The organism is Escherichia sp. MOD1-EC5990 (assembly GCF_002965285.1).
GTDB lineage: Bacteria > Pseudomonadota > Gammaproteobacteria > Enterobacterales > Enterobacteriaceae > Escherichia > Escherichia coli_F.
The window spans coordinates 202,538-220,287 of sequence record NZ_PTRV01000004.1; the positions used below are offsets into that span (position 1 = coordinate 202,538).

Annotated in this window: 15 protein-coding genes; 9 read left to right on the forward strand and 6 right to left on the reverse strand. The window is 50.3% G+C overall.

Annotation, left to right across the window (positions count from 1 at the left end):
* Positions 1-19: 19 nt before the first annotated feature.
* Positions 20-1,336: an L-fucose:H+ symporter permease gene (gene fucP, locus BEB42_RS06680; protein ID WP_000528603.1), complete on the reverse strand. Its 1,317-nt coding sequence runs from the start codon at positions 1,334-1,336 to the stop codon at positions 20-22.
* 546 nt (positions 1,337-1,882) lie between these two features.
* Here fucP and fucA point away from each other — a divergent pair.
* Together fucA and fucO are read left to right on the forward strand one after the other, a co-directional pair.
* Positions 1,883-2,530 (forward strand): L-fuculose-phosphate aldolase, encoded by a 648-nt coding sequence (fucA, locus tag BEB42_RS06685; protein ID WP_000440775.1) that lies wholly within the window; start codon positions 1,883-1,885, stop codon positions 2,528-2,530.
* A gap of 27 nt (positions 2,531-2,557) precedes the next feature.
* Positions 2,558-3,706 carry a lactaldehyde reductase gene (gene fucO, locus BEB42_RS06690; protein WP_105267244.1) on the forward strand — a complete coding sequence of 383 codons (1,149 nt, stop codon included), beginning with the start codon at positions 2,558-2,560 and terminating at the stop codon, positions 3,704-3,706.
* 54 nt (positions 3,707-3,760) lie between these two features.
* Here fucO and xni read toward each other — a convergent pair whose 3' ends face one another.
* From xni to queF, 5 genes are all read right to left on the reverse strand, one after another.
* Complete coding sequence (xni, locus tag BEB42_RS06695) at positions 3,761-4,516, reverse strand: flap endonuclease Xni (protein ID WP_001352986.1); 756 nt, start codon at positions 4,514-4,516, stop codon at positions 3,761-3,763.
* A gap of 111 nt (positions 4,517-4,627) precedes the next feature.
* Complete coding sequence (gene sdaB, locus BEB42_RS06700) at positions 4,628-5,995, reverse strand: L-serine ammonia-lyase II (RefSeq protein ID WP_000626397.1); 1,368 nt, start codon at positions 5,993-5,995, stop codon at positions 4,628-4,630.
* A 57-nt stretch (positions 5,996-6,052) separates the two neighbouring features.
* Entirely contained in the window at positions 6,053-7,342 is a 1,290-nt protein-coding gene (gene sdaC, locus BEB42_RS06705; protein ID WP_000450486.1) for an HAAAP family serine/threonine permease SdaC, read from the reverse strand.
* Positions 7,343-7,898: 556 nt separating this feature from the next.
* Entirely contained in the window at positions 7,899-9,263 is a 1,365-nt protein-coding gene (ppnN, locus tag BEB42_RS06710; protein WP_000627995.1) for a nucleotide 5'-monophosphate nucleosidase PpnN, read from the reverse strand.
* 111 nt (positions 9,264-9,374) lie between these two features.
* Positions 9,375-10,223 (reverse strand): NADPH-dependent 7-cyano-7-deazaguanine reductase QueF, encoded by an 849-nt coding sequence (gene queF, locus BEB42_RS06715; protein ID WP_000100412.1) that lies wholly within the window; start codon positions 10,221-10,223, stop codon positions 9,375-9,377.
* Between the two features lie 67 nt (positions 10,224-10,290).
* Here queF and syd point away from each other — a divergent pair, with 67 nt between their 5' ends.
* From syd to gudD, 7 genes are all read left to right on the forward strand, one after another.
* On the forward strand, positions 10,291-10,836 hold the full coding sequence (syd, locus tag BEB42_RS06720) for a SecY-interacting protein (RefSeq protein WP_000342437.1): 546 nt from the start codon (positions 10,291-10,293) through the stop codon (positions 10,834-10,836).
* 621 nt (positions 10,837-11,457) lie between these two features.
* A complete protein-coding gene (locus BEB42_RS06725; protein WP_000206991.1) occupies positions 11,458-11,787 on the forward strand; it encodes a YqcC family protein in 330 nt (109 codons plus the stop codon).
* A complete protein-coding gene (truC, locus tag BEB42_RS06730; protein ID WP_000889771.1) occupies positions 11,787-12,569 on the forward strand; it encodes a tRNA pseudouridine(65) synthase TruC in 783 nt (260 codons plus the stop codon). Before BEB42_RS06725 ends, truC begins: the two co-directional genes overlap by 1 nt.
* Positions 12,570-12,586: 17 nt before the next feature.
* The gene (locus BEB42_RS06735) at positions 12,587-13,036 is read left to right on the forward strand and encodes a flavodoxin (RefSeq protein ID WP_000807744.1); all 450 of its coding nucleotides are present in this window, start codon (positions 12,587-12,589) and stop codon (positions 13,034-13,036) included.
* A 434-nt stretch (positions 13,037-13,470) separates the two neighbouring features.
* On the forward strand, positions 13,471-14,823 hold the full coding sequence (gene gudP / locus BEB42_RS06740; protein ID WP_000097082.1) for a galactarate/glucarate/glycerate transporter GudP: 1,353 nt from the start codon (positions 13,471-13,473) through the stop codon (positions 14,821-14,823).
* A gap of 1 nt (position 14,824) precedes the next feature.
* On the forward strand, positions 14,825-16,165 hold the full coding sequence (locus BEB42_RS06745; protein WP_000235392.1) for an enolase C-terminal domain-like protein: 1,341 nt from the start codon (positions 14,825-14,827) through the stop codon (positions 16,163-16,165).
* 20 nt (positions 16,166-16,185) lie between these two features.
* The gene (gene gudD, locus BEB42_RS06750; protein WP_000009766.1) at positions 16,186-17,526 is read left to right on the forward strand and encodes a glucarate dehydratase; all 1,341 of its coding nucleotides are present in this window, start codon (positions 16,186-16,188) and stop codon (positions 17,524-17,526) included.
* Positions 17,527-17,750: the final 224 nt, after the last annotated feature.

A 17,750-nucleotide genomic window follows, 5' to 3' on the forward strand; every position in this document is an offset into this window, starting at 1 on the left:
CTTTATTCGGAAAATATGTTCAGTTAGTTGCCGTTTGAGAACGGAAACGGGCAAAGATAAAGATGACCGCGAAGCAGAGTGCGGGGATCAGTTCGGCTGTAGGGATGTTGCCCGCCGCGTCACTGACAAACCCCATGACCGGAGTGACAATACCGCCGCCAATAATGGTCATAACGATGAAGGACGAGCCGTATTTGGTGTCCTGGCCGAGATTCTTTATGCCCAGCGAGAAGATTGTTGGGTACTGAATCGACATAAAGGCGCTGCATAAAGTCAGGGCTATTAAACCCACATGACCGCCAGCGAAGGCTGAGATCAGGCACAGTGCCATAGCGATTAATGCGTAGGCTGCCAGGACTTTGTGTGGTGCGAAGCGACTGATGAGCCAGGTGCCGGTGAAACGACCAATAAAGAAGCACACCATGGTTCCGGTTAAATAGTTAGCGGCAAAGCCTGCGGTCATACCTGGAATTTCTTCTACAGCGTAGCGAATCAAATAGCTCCAGCAGGCCGTTTGTGCGCCGACATAGCAGAATTGCGCTAATACCGCCCAGCGCCAGTGACGAATACGCGCCAGACGAGAAAGCGATGCGGAGAACGATCCTTGTTTGGCGTCACTGTGATTATCACTCTGCAATGCCGGGAATTTCGTCAGCATGATCAGCAGGGCGACCAGTAACACGATAGCCACGATGATCATATAAGGTGTCTGTACCGATAATACCAGGCTGTGTTTATACGCACTCAATTGCTCTGGAGACATTTTATCGAGAACGTCTTGCGATTGATGTGGCACGTTAGACAAAATAAGACTTTGCCCAAAGACAACCGCGATAATTGCGCCAAACGAGTTAAATGTTTGCGCAAGATTTAAGCGGAAGTGACCACTGCTTTCCGGCCCTAATACCGTAACAAAAGGGTTTGCGGCAGTTTCCAGACAACCTAATCCGGCTGCAATAATAAATAGGCCAACTAAAAATAAGGTGTAGTTCATTATTTCTGCAGCGGGCCAGAATAATGCAGCGCCCAAGGCATATAAAAATAATCCGGTAATAATCCCTGCTTTATAACTGAGTTTTTTCATCAATATCCCGGCAGGGATTGGGATAATGAAATAACCAAAGTAAAAGGCCGATTGGATCAGACCTGCCTGAAAGTTTGTCAGCGTAAAAGCCTGCTGAAATTGAGGCAATAAAATGTCGTTAAGGTTATTGGCTACCGCCCAAAGAAAAAACAGTGAGCACAGCAGCGCGAATGGAATAATGTAACTTCTGCTTTGCCCTGCATCTTTATCTACCGCACGGTAACTCTGCGTTTGTATTGATGTGTTTCCCATAGCATCCTCTTAGGTTCAGAAGCTTAAGCACGTAATCGGTTATGTTTTCAAAAGTGCAAAACCAGCGAGTTCGGGCTTCATATCAGTGAATATTTGCCTGTCTGAAATGAACTCATGGATTCATTTTCAAATAAAAAACGCTCTGTAATATGACGGCGGTCACACTTATTAGCTGGAAGGTGACTTTATGTGACTACCATCACTTTAATAATCGAAATTTCATGCCCGTTTCAGAAAATAAATCATAAAAAACACAAACCCGATGACCGTATTAATTGTTTGTGCCGAAAACGGGCATTTCTGGCGAGGGGGAATGGAAAAATGACCGTTTTAATAAATATTTTTAAGAGCGGTCATTTTTAACGGGGTTATGAAAAGAGAACTTGCAGTTATTTACTGTGATTAGTTGAACCAGGTCACAAAATATAAGCTTGTGAATTTCTTTCTGGTTAATCAGGAAGAAGATGGTGGGTAATTAAACGGCTAATTCAATAGTGTGAAAGGAACAACATTATTGCCCTGTTTTGAATCAGAGAGAGGTAGCTAATGGAACGAAATAAACTTGCTCGTCAGATTATTGACACTTGCCTGGAAATGACCCGCCTGGGACTGAACCAGGGGACAGCGGGTAACGTCAGTGTACGTTATCAGGATGGGATGCTGATTACGCCTACAGGCATTCCGTATGAAAAACTGACGGAGTCGCATATTGTCTTTATTGATGGCAACGGTAAACATGAGGAAGGAAAGCTTCCCTCAAGCGAATGGCGTTTCCATATGGCGGCCTATCAAAGCAGACCGGATGCCAACGCGGTTGTTCACAATCATGCCGTTCATTGCACGGCAGTTTCCATTCTTAACCGACCGATCCCCGCTATTCACTACATGATTGCGGCGGCTGGCGGTAATTCTATTCCTTGCGCGCCTTATGCGACCTTTGGAACACGCGAACTTTCTGAACATGTTGCGCTGGCTCTCAAAAATCGTAAGGCAACTTTGTTACAACATCATGGGCTTATCGCTTGTGAGGTGAATCTGGAGAAAGCGTTATGGCTGGCGCATGAGGTTGAAGTGCTGGCGCAACTTTACCTGACGACCCTGGCGATTACGGACCCGGTGCCAGTGCTGAGCGATGAAGAGATTGCCGTAGTGCTGGAGAAATTCAAAACCTACGGGTTACGGATTGAAGAGTAATTTCGTAAAGCAAAAAGGAGCAGGATGATGGCTAACAGAATGATTCTGAACGAAACGGCATGGTTTGGTCGGGGAGCTGTTGGGGCCTTAACTGATGAGGTGAAACGCCGTGGTTATCAGAAGGCACTGATCGTCACCGATAAAACGCTGGTGCAATGCGGCGTGGTGGCGAAAGTGACCGATAAGATGGATGCTGCAGGGCTGGCATGGGCGATTTACGATGGTGTAGTGCCCAACCCGACAATTACTGTCGTCAAAGAAGGGCTTGGTGTATTCCAGAATAGCGGCGCGGATTACCTGATCGCTATTGGTGGTGGTTCTCCACAGGACACGTGTAAAGCGATTGGCATCATCAGCAACAACCCGGAATTCGCCGATGTGCGCAGTCTGGAAGGGCTTTCCCCGACCAATAAACCCAGTGTACCGATTCTGGCAATCCCCACCACAGCAGGCACTGCGGCAGAAGTGACCATTAACTATGTGATCACTGACGAAGAAAAACGACGCAAGTTCGTTTGTGTTGATCCGCATGATATCCCGCAGGTGGCATTTATTGACGCTGACATGATGGATGGTATGCCGCCTGCGCTGAAAGCCGCGACGGGTGTCGATGCGCTCACTCATGCTATTGAGGGGTATATTACTCGTGGTGCGTGGGCGCTAACCGATGCGCTGCACATTAAAGCGATTGAAATTATTGCTGGGGCGCTACGAGGATCGGTTGCTGGTGATAAGGATGCCGGAGAAGAAATGGCGCTCGGGCAGTATGTTGCGGGTATGGGCTTCTCGAATGTTGGGTTAGGGCTGGTGCATGGTATGGCGCATCCGCTGGGCGCGTTTTACAACACGCCACACGGTGTTGCGAACGCCATCCTGTTACCGCATGTCATGCGCTATAACGCTGACTTTACCGGTGAGAAGTACCGCGATATCGCGCGCGTTATGGGCGTGAAAGTGGAAGGTATTAGCCTGGAAGAGGCACGTAATGCCGCTGTTGAAGCGGTATTTGCTCTCAACCGTGATGTCGGTATTCCGCCACATTTGCGTGATGTTGGTGTACGCAAGGAAGACATTCCGGCACTGGCGCAGGCGGCTCTGGACGATGTTTGTACCGGTGGCAACCCGCGTGAAGCAACGCTTGAGGATATTGTAGCGCTTTACCATACCGCCTGGTAATTGCGCTGATGTGACGATGCCGGATGCGACGTTTGCGCCGTATCCGGCACGCCGTTACCGTACCAACCGCAATTGCTGTAAATTGCCGTCGATATGCAAATCAGTCTGTAAGCGAGCAATATCGCGGCACAGAAATGCCATCTCTTTATGCATTTCTAATTTTTTGCGCCACTTTTCGGCAACCGCATCCAGATTCTCATAGATCCCTTCCAGACTCTGAAACTCGACCAGCAGCTGCGTGGCGCTTTTTGGTCCGATCCCCGCAACGCCTGGTACCTTTGAACTGCTGATCCCCGCAAGCCCCCAGTAATCGGGCAACTGCTGCGGTTGAACGCCAAATTCTTTATCGATAAATGGCGCATCCAGCCAACGTTTCTGGAAGTAATCACGAATACGTAATGTCGGTGAAAGTAACTGGCAGTAGCCTTTATCTGTCGAAACAATCGTTGCCTGATGCCCGGCCTGAGTTACTTTGACCGCCAGCGTGGCGGCTAAGTCATCGGCTTCGTTGCCGCTGGCTGACCAGCACGGGACGCCTCGTTGCTCAAAGGCGGCGCGTAATGCAGGCATTTCGTTGTGCAACTCTTCCGGCATTGGTGGTCGACCCGCTTTGTAATCTGGTAAACGCTGATGACGCCAGCCGCTACTGCGGTTTTCATCATCAAAAACGGCGACCGCGTGGGTTGGCTGGCTGTGCATAATGAGCTGATCGAGCGCGTGCTGGCAGGTTTCGACACAGGGCGAACCCTGAACGGCATGAATGCGACGGATAAGATTCAGTGCATCGACAATAAGCAAATGAACAGCCACGATAACCCCCTTAAAGATCAGGTGATAAGGGTAACATTCACTACTGGAAGAGGCTACGGCTGGATGAGAAAACGGGAAGAGGCCTCGCAAATCGAGGCCTCTGGAGAGCGATTAATCGCAGGCAACAATCTTCATCGCCAGGCCACCACGAGAGGTTTCGCGGTACTTGGCATTCATATCTTTACCTGTTTCGTACATGGTTTCGATAACTTTATCGAGGCAGACACGTGGTTCGCTGGTACGGCGTAGCGCCATACGTGCAGCGTTCACCGCTTTTACTGCCGCAATGGCGTTACGCTCAATGCACGGTACCTGAACTTGTCCAGCAACCGGGTCACAAGTCAGACCGAGGTTGTGTTCCATGGCGATTTCCGCCGCGATGCACACCTGCGCCGGGCTTGCGCCTAACAGTTCTGCCAGACCAGCTGCCGCCATAGAGCACGCCACGCCAACTTCACCCTGGCAACCCACTTCGGCACCAGAAATCGAGGCGTTCATCTTATAAAGAGAACCAATCGCGCTTGCTACCAGCAGGTAACGAGCCAGTGAGTTAGCGTTCACTTCGCGGATAAACTTGTCGTAGTACGCCAGCACTGCCGGGATAATCCCGCACGCACCGTTAGTCGGCGCAGTCACCACGCGACCGCCCGCAGCGTTCTCTTCGTTCACTGCCAGCGCAAACATGTTGATCCAGTCAACAACGGCCATCGGATCAGTGGTGGTTTTATCCTGGCTAACCAGCATCCGGCGCAGTGCCGCAGCGCGGCGTGGAACGCGCAGTTTGCCTGGCAAAACGCCTTCGGTGGCAATACCGCGCTCAATACCGCCACGCATTACTTCCCAGACGTTCGCCAGGTGCTGTTCCAGTTCTTCTTTGCTGTGCAGCGCCAGTTCGTTTTTCATCATCAGACCAGAGAGTGACAGCCCGGTCTCCTGACAATGTTTTTGAAGATCGGCAGCGGAACTGTACGGATAAGGAACTTCAACCGGTGCGCTAACCTGCTGACCAAAATGTTCTTCATCAACGATAAAGCCACCGCCGATAGAGTAGTAAGTCTGATTGTAAACGACTTTATCGCCCGCCAGTGCGGTAATGCGCATACCGTTTTCATGCAGAGAAAGGTTGTCGGCATGGAAGTTCATGCACTGATCAACCGGGAACTCCACTTCATGCTGACCATTTGCCAGCATCAGGCGACCATGAGTATTCACATCCTGAATAAAACCAGGGATGGAATCGATATCCACGGTATCCGGCAGGTTACCCGCCAGGCCCATAATAATGGCGATATCAGTGTGGTGGCCTTTACCAGTCAGAGAGAGCGAGCCGTACACGTCAACCACCACGCGGGTCACGTCTTTAAGCAGGTTACGGGCAATCAGATCGTCGGTAAATTGTTTACCCGCTTTCATTGGTCCAACGGTATGAGAACTGGAAGGGCCAATGCCGATTTTGAAAATATCGAATACGCTAATCATAGGAAATACATCGCGTTAAAACGGAGGAAGCGCCGCCCGAAAGCGGCGCGAAAGAACTTAGCTGAACAGGGAGTAGAAGATTGCGGAGATTGCAATCAGACCCATCACGACAACGAATACGTTGCTGATGTGACCGCTGTACTTACGCATTGCCGGTACTTTCTGGATTGCGTACATCGGCATCAGGAACAGGATCATTGCGATGATTGGGCCGCCCAGGGTTTCAATCATACCCAGGATGCTCGGGTTCAGGGTGGCAACAATCCAGGTCGTTACCAGCATGAACAGCGCAGTGATACGGTTCAGCTTGTTGATTTCGATAGACTTACCTTTACCACGCAGAGATTTAATCACCATACCGTTGAAGCCTTCACGTGCACCCAGGTAGTGGCCGAGGAAGGATTTGGTGATAGCGATAATCGCGATAATCGGAGCCATCCACGCGATAACCGGTGCGTTAAAGTGGTTAGCCAGGTAAGACAGAATCGAGATGTTCTGCTCTTTAGCCGCAGCCAGGTCTGCCGGAGTCAGGCTCAGTACGCAGCTGAATACGAAGAACATTACGGTCAGCACCATCATGATGTGTGCGAATGCCAGGATCTTCGAGCATTTCTGTTCTGCCATATCGCCGTACTCTTCACGCTTCGCAACGGCGAAAGAAGAGATGATCGGAGAGTGGTTGAACGAGAACACCATGACCGGAATCGCCAGCCACAGGGTCATCCACAGACCGTTGCCGGTTGCCGATGCAGTGTCCAGAGACAGCGTTTCCAGTGCTGCGCCGTTCCACTGCGGGATCAGGTACAGAGCCAGCAGCATCAGTACACCAACAAACGGGAATACCAGAATACTCATCGCCTTCACGATCATCTGCTCACCGAAGCGAACAATGGTCATCATACCCACAATCAGGATCAGAGACAGAATCGCACGCGGCGGCGGCGTCATACCCAGCTGGTGAGACATGAAGCTTTCAACCGTGTTGGTGATTGCCACACTGTAAACCAGCAGGATCGGGTAGATAGCAAAGAAGTAGAGCAGGGTAATCAGTTTACCTGCACCAATACCAAAGTGTTCTTCTACAACCTCGGTGATGTCTTCGCCTGGGTTTTTACCAGACAGTACGAAGCGAGTCAGGCCGCGGTGAGCAAAAAACGTCATCGGGAACGCAAGGATAGCCATGATGATCAGCGGGATCATACCGCCAACACCGGCGTTGATTGGCAGGAACAGCACGCCCGCGCCGATTGCCGTGCCGTAAAGGCCCAGCATCCACATGGTGTCTGTCTTGCGCCATGCACTACGTGAGTCTTTCGACACAATCGTGCTGGTTTGAGTCGTTTCCATCAATTTCTCCTGGAGGAATGCAAATAATTCAGCTTTTAGCCAGTTCAGCCCGGGAAGGTGCCTGACCGTAAAAATGAAATCTGTCTATCGGCGATGGCTTAATCATTTTCCGCCGTAATAATTTGAGGGCGGAAAGATACACACAAGTTATGTATCTATCAGTGATCTTGATCTCAAATACAATAATCTACTTGGAAGATAGATAATCTCAACGCTTTACTCTGTAAATCAAAAGTAAAAGAGAATTTAAGGGCAATATTTGCCCATTAAACGACATCTGACCTCTTCCGGGGCGCGCAATATATGTAGGTTGAGCTGAAAAAATCAATACTTTTAGTGAATAATGGGGATAATTTATTTTTCATAGCGATAAAATGTGGTTTGTGAAAATAGGGAAACGTTTGCGTTGCAATATAAATTGTATGACATATTAACTGTGATGATATTTATCGCGTGAGGACGGTAAGAAACATTTATATAACAAATGAAATGAATTGATGAGTAAGTAACCAAAAACGAGAAAACCCGGCAACAAATGTCACCGGGGAAGGGGAGATTACGTGCAGATTTCGTAGCAAGGGATGTACGCTGAGCCTGGCAACTTCATACGATGCTGGGCAACAAAACCCTGTAGCAGGTCGTCCATACGACGCATAATCTCTTTATCGCCGTTGATTTTATAAGGACCAAACTCTTCAATGGCGCGAATACCGACTTCTTTTACGTTACCCGCCACAATACCGGAGAACGCACGACGTAGATCAGCGGCCAAAACTTCTACTGGCTGATCCGGGTACAGTTTCAGATTAGCCATGTTCTCGTGAGACGGCTCAAACGGCATTTGCAGATCGGGCGCAATGCGCATTGACCAGTTAAAGCTGTAGGCATCGCCCGTATCGCGACGGTTTTCTTTCACCAGCGGCATCGATTTTTTCATCTGACGAGCGACTTCAGCGGCGTCATCAATGATGATGCGATAATGGCGTCGCGCGTTTTCTCCCAGCGTATGCACGACAAACTCGTCCAGTACGCGGAAGTAGTCTGCGCTCTCTTTCGGGCCGGTGAGGATCAATGGTAAAACCTGATCTTTGTTGGCCGGGTTCATTAAAATTCCCAGCAAATACAGCAACTCTTCTGCCGTACCCACACCGCCAGGGAAGATAATGATACCGTGAGCGATACGGACAAACGCTTCCAGACGTTTTTCGATATCTGGCATGATGATCAATTCGTTGACCAGCGGGTTAGGCGGTTCAGCGGCGATAATCGACGGCTCTGTCATACCAATAAAACGACTGTCTTTGTAACGCTGCTGTGCGTGTCCGACCGCAGCACCTTTCATCGGCGCTTCCATCGCTCCCGGACCACAGCCGGTGCAGATATTCAGCTCACGCAGGCCCAGCTGATTCCCGACGCGACGGGCATACAAATACTCGTTTTCGTTAATTGAGTGCCCGCCCCAGCAGACCACCATATTTGGCGCTTCACCGACATGCAGTGCGCGAGCGTTACGCAAGATGGAAAAGACCAGGTTAGTGATGTGGACGGAGTTGTCGAGATTCAGGTTGGGAAAACGAACGGTGTTATGGATTTGCCCGTAAACGAAGAGAATGTCACGCAGAACCGCGAACAAGTTGGCCTGCAAAGCGCGGATAATACGCCCATCGACAAAAGCTTCTTCCGGGGGATTAATCAGTTCCAGCTTTACGCCGCGTTCACGGCGCAGGACGTTAATATCGAAATTTTCAAAACGAGACAGCAATTCTTTGCTGTTATCAGTCAAACTACCGGAGTTCAGTACGGCAAGTGAACAGTTGCGAAACAGTTGATAGAGGTCGCTGCTGGCGGTGCGTTTAAGCATATCCACTTCCAGCTGCGACAGCATATCCATGGAGCCAAGCGGGCTAATATGTGTAATCAAGAAAAACTCCTTATGGGACGAATATCGTCATTCCCTTTGATTACAATAGCCCTGCCTGATGACCTTTCACAACCTTCTGCGTGAATCCAGCACGCAAAATTGAGAAAAAATTTATTGCCGAACCAGTCTTGTGGTCGATGGGACAAAATCGCTGTTACTGCGCCACGGGTTAATGTCCAGACCGCCACGACGGGTATAACGTGCGTAAACGCTCAATTTCTCTGGCTGGCAGAAGCGTAACAGGTCATTAAAGATGCGTTCCACGCACTGTTCATGGAACTCGTTGTGATGACGGAAAGAGACCAGGTAACGCAGCAGTTTTTCCCTGTCAATTTGGCGTCCGCGATACTGAATTTGGATCGAACCCCAATCTGGTTGATGGGTGATCAGGCAGTTTGATTTCAGCAGGTGGCTGACAAGCGTCTCTTCTACTACTTTTTCGCCACTGGTGGCATTCTCCAGATAGTCAGTAGTGAATTCATAGTTATCGATAGTGATATCCTGGTTATCAATGCAAGTGCCATTGAAATGACCTATCGGTTGGCCTTCCAGTTCATCAAGACGATATAACGCCACGCTAACATTACCCTGGGCGCAAGTGCTTAAGTCGCGCTCCAGCGTCTGACGCACCTCATCCCAGTTATTAAAACGCGTCTGGTTAAAACTGTTGAGATAGAGCTTAAAACTCTTCGACTCAATCAGATTTGCGCTGGTGTAATCAAGTTCAACATGACCGACGGCGACCTGCGGCAAACCTTTCGCATTCAGCCAGGAAAGTTCATATAGCGTCCAGATATCCGTACCATGAAAAGGCAGGTTATCCGCTTTCAGACCCAGCGGATCGCGATTCAGACTACGCGGAACGCCTTGTAGCAGGCTGGCGTCATAGGTATCCCGGTAATCGGTTGATTTTCCAAGAGTCAGGCCCGCAAGTGCCTGATGGTTTGCATAAGAAGACATGTTTCACCGTCATAAACCAGATAAACTAAACGACAAGTGTATCTGGTTTAAGTGAAGAGAGAAATTAGTGGACGATTTGACCGCACAAGCCTTGAAAGATTTTACTGCACGCTACTGCGATGCGTGGCATGAAGAGCATAAAAGCTGGCCGTTAAGTGAGGAACTGTACGGCGTTCCTTCACCGTGCATTATTTCAACCACCGAAGACGCTGTATACTGGCAACCCCAGCCGTTTACCGGTGAACAAAATGTAAACGCGGTTGAACGTGCTTTTGATATTGTGATACAACCCACGGTTCATACTTTTTACACGACCCAGTTTGCCGGGGATATGCACGCGCAGTTTGGCGATATCAAACTGACATTGCTGCAAACCTGGAGTGAAGACGACTTCCGTCGGGTGCAGGAAAATCTGATTGGTCATCTGGTGACTCAGAAAAGGCTAAAACTGCCGCCCACGCTATTTATCGCGACGCTGGAAGAAGAGTTAGAGGTCATCTCGGTGTGTAATCTCTCCGGTGAAGTGTGCAAAGAGACGCTGGGAACACGCAAACGGACGCATTTAGCCTCAAATCTTGCGGAATTCCTTAATCAACTTAAGCCTCTTCTGTAATCCAAATACCCCATCTTGTTGTGAGAGATCTCTTACAGACTCTGTAGGAGATCGCCAGGAAATAAGCGAATACTTAAAAAGATAAGAATCGTTATTTTCATTTAAAATCAATATATTGCTTGTTAATTCTTAACTTTCATATGAAATTTTCCTTAAGGCATTGTCTGTAAGCGCCTTGTAAGACTTCGCGAAAAAGACGATTCTATCTTCGTCGACAGGGAGTCAGACAACGAAGTGAACATCAGGATGATGACACTTCTGAAGGACACACCAGGAGGGTGTTTCAGGGAAAGGCTTCTGGATGAAGCGAAGAGGATGACGCAGGACGCGTTAAAGGACACCTCCAGGATGGAGAATGAGAACCGGTCAGGATGATTCGGTGGGTCAGGAAGGCCAGGGACACTTCAGGATGAAGTATCACATCGGGGTGGTGTGAGCAGGAAGCAATAGTTCAGGATGAACGATTGGCCGCAAGGCCAGAGGAAAAGTTGTCAAGGATGAGCAGGGAGCAACAAAAGTAGCTGGAATGCTGCGAAACGAACCGGGAGCACTGTGAATACAGTGCTCCCTTTTTTTATTCCTGCTATCCTTCGCGGCAGTTTTTCTTATTGAGGTTGCTTTATGACCACTCATGACCGCGTTCGTCTCCAGTTGCAGGCGCTTGAAGCGTTACTGCGTGAACATCAGCACTGGCGAAACGATGAACCCCAGCCGCATCAATTTAACAGTACCCAACCGTTCTTTATGGACACCATGGAACCACTGGAGTGGTTGCAGTGGGTGCTGATCCCGCGAATGCACGATTTGTTAGATAATAACCAGCCATTACCGGGCGCTTTTGCTGTTGCACCCTATTATGAAATGGCGCTGGCGACGGACCATCCGCAACGCGCGCTTATTCTGGCTGAGCTGGAAAAACTGGATGCTCTTTTTGCGGATGATGCGAGCTGATGCTGGAAATAATCTACCAGGATGAATGGCTGGTTGCGGTAAATAAACCCTCCGGCTGGCTGGTTCACCGCAGCTGGCTGGATCGCGACGAGAAAGTGGTGGTTATGCAAACCGTGCGTGACCAGATTGGTCAGCATGTATTTACCGCGCATCGGCTGGATCGACCGACGTCCGGCGTATTGCTGATGGGACTATCCAGCGAGGCCGGACGGCTGCTGGCACAACAGTTTGAACAGCACCAAATCCAGAAACGTTACCATGCGATTGTGCGCGGCTGGCTGATGGAAGAGGCTGTGCTGGATTATCCGCTGGTGGAAGAACTGGACAAAATCGCTGATAAATTCGCCCGCGAAGATAAAGGTCCACAGCCAGCGGTGACACATTATCGCGGTCTGGCGACCGTAGAAATGCCGGTAGCGACCGGACGTTACCCGACTACGCGCTACGGTCTGGTGGAACTGGAGCCGAAAACAGGACGCAAGCATCAGCTCCGTCGCCATCTTGCCCACTTGCGCCATCCGATTATTGGCGACAGCAAACATGGTGATTTACGTCAGAATCGTAGCGGTGCTGAACATTTTGGCCTTCAGCGGTTAATGCTGCATGCCAGTCAGTTGTCATTGACACATCCATTTACTGGCGAGCCGCTGACTATTCACGCGGGCCTGGACGACACCTGGATGCAGGCGTTATCACAATTTGGCTGGCGTGGTCTGCTTCCTGAAAATGAAAGGGTTGAGTTCAGCGCGCCATCGGGTCAGGATGGAGAGATAAGTTCCTAATCCAGGGAGAAAACGGTATGGCGGAAATTGGTATTTTTGTGGGCACCATGTACGGAAATTCACTGTTAGTGGCGGAAGAAGCGGAAGCAATTCTGACCGCGCAGGGCCACAAAGCAACGGTATTTGAAGATCCTGAATTAAGTGACTGGCTGCCCTATCAGGATAAGTTCGTTCTGGTGGTTACGTCCACGACCGGGCAGGGCGACCTTCCTGATAGCATTGTGCCACTTTTTCAGGGAATCAAAGATAGCCTGGGCTTCCAGCCTAATCTGCGTTATGGCGTAATTGCGCTCGGCGACAGTAGCTATGTGAATTTCTGCAACGGCGGCAAACAGTTCGATGCCTTGTTGCAGGAACAGAGTGCGCAGCGGATAGGGGAAATGCTGCTGATTGACGCCAGTGATAACCCGGAACCGGAAACGGAATCAAATCCGTGGGTCGAACAGTGGGGCACGCTGTTGTCCTGATACGTTCAGCGAGCGGTAAATGCCGTTTTAGCGGTGCTGAATCGAATCTTTTCAGGCAAATGCCAGTAAAAACTGCTTCATAGCGCGGATTTTTACTGGCGTTTGCCTGGAGTCAAGCGATCCATTTCATACTCTTCTTTATTTCTTCGTTTTAACCCTTCCTTTCTTGTTCTTGTTTTCATTTCCGTGAAGTGGATTCCACCGTCCAGGGCTAATGCCAAAATCGGGCCTCATTGAACGCATTAATGTTGTGTTGTTGCACGGTGAGCCGCTATGGCGCGCTTTTTATACTGTTATTGCCAGATATAAACACGCGCCGTATTCGGCGAACGACCTATAAAAACGGCAAAAAACACCCTACGTCACCTCTGATTTCCTGGCGATGTCGCAGTCCAGAGTGAGCGTGGCTAACGCGAATTTTCAGGAGTGCAACAATGAGTTCTTTAAGTCAGGCTGCGAGCAGTGTGGAAAAACGCACGAATGCTCGTTACTGGATAGTGGTGATGTTGTTTATCGTCACATCCTTCAACTACGGCGACCGCGCTACGCTCTCTATCGCCGGTTCGGAAATGGCCAAAGATATCGGCCTTGATCCAGTGGGAATGGGTTATGTGTTCTCAGCTTTCTCATGGGCTTATGTTATCGGGCAGATCCCTGGTGGCTGGTTGCTGGACCGTTTTGGTTCAAAACGCGTCTACTTCTGGTCGATCTTTATCTGGTCGATGTTTACCTTGCTGCAAGGCTTCGTCGATATTTTTAGTGGATTCGGCATTATCGTTGCCCTGTTTACGCTGCGCTTCCTAGTCGGGCTTGCTGAAGCGCCATCTTTCCCCGGTAACAGTCGCATTGTAGCGGCCTGGTTTCCGGCGCAGGAAAGGGGAACGGCGGTGTCTATTTTTAACTCCGCCCAATACTTCGCAACGGTGATCTTCGCGCCGATTATGGGCTGGCTGACTCATGAAGTGGGTTGGTCACATGTCTTCTTCTTCATGGGCGGTCTGGGCATTGTCATCAGCTTTATCTGGTTGAAAGTCATCCATGAGCCAAATCAACATCCGGGCGTAAATCAGAAAGAGCTGGAGTACATCGCCGCGGGTGGTGCGCTGATCAATATGGATCAGCAAAACACCAAAGTTAAAGTACCGTTCAGCGTGAAGTGGGGGCAGATCAAACAGCTGCTCGGGTCACGGATGATGATCGGCGTTTATATCGGTCAGTACTGTATCAACGCCCTGACTTACTTCTTTATTACCTGGTTCCCGGTTTATCTGGTGCAGGCACGCGGGATGTCGATTCTGAAAGCGGGCTTTGTGGCTTCCGTTCCGGCGGTTTGCGGTTTTATCGGCGGTGTGCTGGGTGGGATTATTTCTGACTGGCTGATGCGCCGCACGGGATCGCTGAACATTGCGCGTAAAACACCGATCGTAATGGGCATGTTGCTGTCGATGGTGATGGTGTTCTGCAACTACGTCAACGTTGAGTGGATGATCATCGGCTTTATGGCGCTGGCCTTCTTCGGTAAGGGCATCGGGGCGCTGGGTTGGGCAGTAATGGCAGATACCGCCCCAAAAGAGATCAGCGGTCTTTCCGGTGGCCTGTTCAACATGTTCGGTAACATTTCTGGCATCGTCACGCCAATCGCAATTGGTTATATCGTTGGCACGACTGGCTCGTTTAATGGGGCGCTGATTTATGTTGGTGTTCATGCCTTAATCGCGGTACTGAGCTACCTGGTGCTGGTGGGCGATATCAAGCGTATCGAGTTGAAACCTGTTGCGGGGCAATAAGATGGCGACACAATCCAGTCCTGTTATTACTGATATGAAAGTCATTCCGGTGGCCGGGCATGACAGCATGTTGCTTAATATTGGTGGTGCACATAACGCATATTTCACCCGCAATATTGTGGTACTCACCGATAACGCCGGGCATACCGGTATTGGTGAAGCGCCCGGCGGAGAGGTGATTTATCAGACACTGGTCGATGCTATTCCGATGGTGCTGGGCCAGGAGATCGCACGACTGAATAAAGTGGTTCAGCAGGTGCATAAAGGTAATCAGGCAGCCGATTTTGATACCTTCGGCAAAGGTGCCTGGACTTTTGAATTGCGCGTTAATGCCGTGGCGGCGCTGGAAGCCGCCTTGCTTGACCTGCTAGGTAAGGCGCTGAATGTTCCGGTCTGCGAACTGTTAGGGCCAGGCAAGCAACGCGATGCTATTACTGTCCTCGGTTATCTGTTTTATATCGGTGATCGGACCAAAACCGATCTTCCTTATCTGGAAAATACGCCGGGCAACCATGAGTGGTATCAATTGCGGCATCAGAAAGCGATGAACAGCGAAGCCGTTGTGCGTCTGGCGGAAGCCTCACAGGATCGCTACGGCTTTAAAGATTTCAAACTTAAGGGCGGAGTGTTACCTGGCGAGCAAGAAATCGACACTGTTCGTGCATTGAAGAAACGCTTCCCGGATGCGCGGATTACCGTTGATCCCAACGGTGCATGGCTGCTTGATGAAGCCATTTCTCTGTGCAAAGGGCTGAATGATGTTCTCACCTATGCGGAAGACCCGTGCGGCGCTGAGCAGGGTTTCTCCGGACGTGAAGTGATGGCTGAGTTTCGGCGGGCGACCGGCTTGCCCGTCGCGACTAATATGATCGCCACCAACTGGCGCGAAATGGGCCATGCGGTGATGCTCAATGCGGTAGATATTCCACTTGCCGATCCGCACTTCTGGACGCTTTCCGGTGCAGTCCGCGTGGCGCAGCTTTGCGACGACTGGGGGCTGACCTGGGGCTGCCATTCCAATAACCACTTTGATATCTCTCTGGCGATGTTTACCCATGTGGGTGCGGCGGCACCGGGTAATCCTACCGCTATCGATACCCACTGGATTTGGCAGGAGGGAGATTGTCGCCTGACCAAAAATCCGCTGGAGATTAAAAACGGAAAAATTGCCGTTCCTGATGCGCCCGGTCTGGGCGTGGAACTGGACTGGGAACAGGTACAAAAGGCACATGAGGCCTATAAACGTCTGCCTGGCGGTGCGCGTAACGACGCAGGCCCGATGCAGTACCTGATCCCCGGCTGGACTTTTGACCGTAAACGTCCCGTTTTCGGCCGTCATTGATTTTGAAAAAGGACATAGATATGAGTTTTCAATTTACGACGCCTGTTGTTACTGAAATGCAGGTCATCCCGGTGGCGGGCCATGACAGTATGCTGATGAATCTGAGTGGTGCACACGCACCGTTCTTCACGCGTAATATTGTGATTATCAAAGATAATTCTGGTCACACTGGCGTAGGGGAAATTCCCGGCGGCGAGAAAATCCGTAAAACGCTGGAAGATGCAATTCCGCTGGTGGTGGGTAAAACGCTGGGTGAATACAAAAACGTTCTGACGCTGGTGCGTAATACATTTGCCGATCGTGATGCCGGCGGGCGCGGTTTGCAGACATTTGATTTGCGGACCACTATTCATGTGGTTACTGGGATAGAAGCGGCAATGCTGGATCTGCTGGGGCAGCATCTGGGGGTTAACGTGGCATCGCTGCTGGGCGATGGTCAACAGCGTAGCGAAGTCGAAATGCTCGGTTATCTGTTCTTCGTCGGTAATCGCAAAGCCACACCGCTGCCGTATCAAAGCCAGCCGGATGACTCATGCGACTGGTATCGCCTGCGTCACGAAGAAGCGATGACGCCGGATGCGGTGGTGCGCCTGGCGGAAGCGGCATATGAAAAATATGGCTTCAACGATTTCAAACTGAAGGGCGGTGTACTGGCCGGAGAAGAAGAAGCCGAATCTATTGTGGCACTGGCGCAACGCTTCCCGCAGGCGCGTATTACCCTCGATCCTAACGGTGCCTGGTCGCTGAACGAAGCGATTAAAATCGGTAAATACCTGAAAGGTTCGCTGGCTTATGCAGAAGATCCGTGTGGTGCGGAGCAAGGTTTCTCCGGGCGTGAAGTGATGGCAGAGTTCCGTCGCGCGACTGGCCTGCCGACCGCAACCAATATGATCGCCACTGACTGGCGGCAGATGGGCCATACGCTCTCGTTACAATCCGTTGATATCCCGCTGGCGGATCCGCATTTCTGGACGATGCAAGGTTCGGTACGTGTGGCGCAAATGTGCCATGAATTTGGCCTGACCTGGGGTTCACACTCTAACAACCACTTCGATATTTCCCTTGCGATGTTTACCCATGTAGCCGCTGCTGCACCGGGTAAAATTACTGCTATTGATACGCACTGGATCTGGCAGGAAGGCAATCAGCGTCTGACCAAAGAACCGTTTGAGATCAAAGGCGGGCTGGTACAGGTGCCGCAAAAACCAGGATTGGGCGTAGAAATCGATATGGATCAGGTGATGAAAGCCCACGAGCTGTATCAGAAACACGGGCTTGGCGCGCGTGACGATGCAATGGGAATGCAGTATCTGATTCCTGGCTGGACGTTCGATAACAAGCGTCCGTGCATGGTGCGTTAAGACAGAAAACCAAAACCGGCTCTGTCTGGAGCCGGGTTGAGTCTAATGCCAAACGCAAAATTGCCTGTTGCGCTACGTATCAGGCCTACATTATTTTTTTAATTCATTGAATTTAATTGGTGTTTATGCCGGATAAGGCGTTAACGCCGCATCCGGCATAAACACAGGCACCTTGTCACCAGTCTAAAACCAGCGTTATAAAAAGCCGATTGCTACTCGACAAG

What these genes read in the sequence shown, in the direction of transcription:
- fucA (WP_000440775.1), top strand. Translation starts at nt 1,883, where the DNA reads ATGGAACGAAATAAACTTGCTCGTCAGATTATTGACACTTGCCTGGAA.
- BEB42_RS06735 (WP_000807744.1), top strand. Translation starts at nt 12,587, where the DNA reads ATGGCGGAAATTGGTATTTTTGTGGGCACCATGTACGGAAATTCACTG.
- gudP (WP_000097082.1), top strand. Translation starts at nt 13,471, where the DNA reads ATGAGTTCTTTAAGTCAGGCTGCGAGCAGTGTGGAAAAACGCACGAAT.
- BEB42_RS06745 (WP_000235392.1), top strand. Translation starts at nt 14,825, where the DNA reads ATGGCGACACAATCCAGTCCTGTTATTACTGATATGAAAGTCATTCCG.
- truC (WP_000889771.1), top strand. Translation starts at nt 11,787, where the DNA reads ATGCTGGAAATAATCTACCAGGATGAATGGCTGGTTGCGGTAAATAAA.
- gudD (WP_000009766.1), top strand. Translation starts at nt 16,186, where the DNA reads ATGAGTTTTCAATTTACGACGCCTGTTGTTACTGAAATGCAGGTCATC.
- fucO (WP_105267244.1), top strand. Translation starts at nt 2,558, where the DNA reads ATGGCTAACAGAATGATTCTGAACGAAACGGCATGGTTTGGTCGGGGA.
- queF (WP_000100412.1), bottom strand. Translation starts at nt 10,223, where the DNA reads ATGTCTTCTTATGCAAACCATCAGGCACTTGCGGGCCTGACTCTTGGA.
- sdaC (WP_000450486.1), bottom strand. Translation starts at nt 7,342, where the DNA reads ATGGAAACGACTCAAACCAGCACGATTGTGTCGAAAGACTCACGTAGT.
- sdaB (WP_000626397.1), bottom strand. Translation starts at nt 5,995, where the DNA reads ATGATTAGCGTATTCGATATTTTCAAAATCGGCATTGGCCCTTCCAGT.
- BEB42_RS06725 (WP_000206991.1), top strand. Translation starts at nt 11,458, where the DNA reads ATGACCACTCATGACCGCGTTCGTCTCCAGTTGCAGGCGCTTGAAGCG.
- fucP (WP_000528603.1), bottom strand. Translation starts at nt 1,336, where the DNA reads ATGGGAAACACATCAATACAAACGCAGAGTTACCGTGCGGTAGATAAA.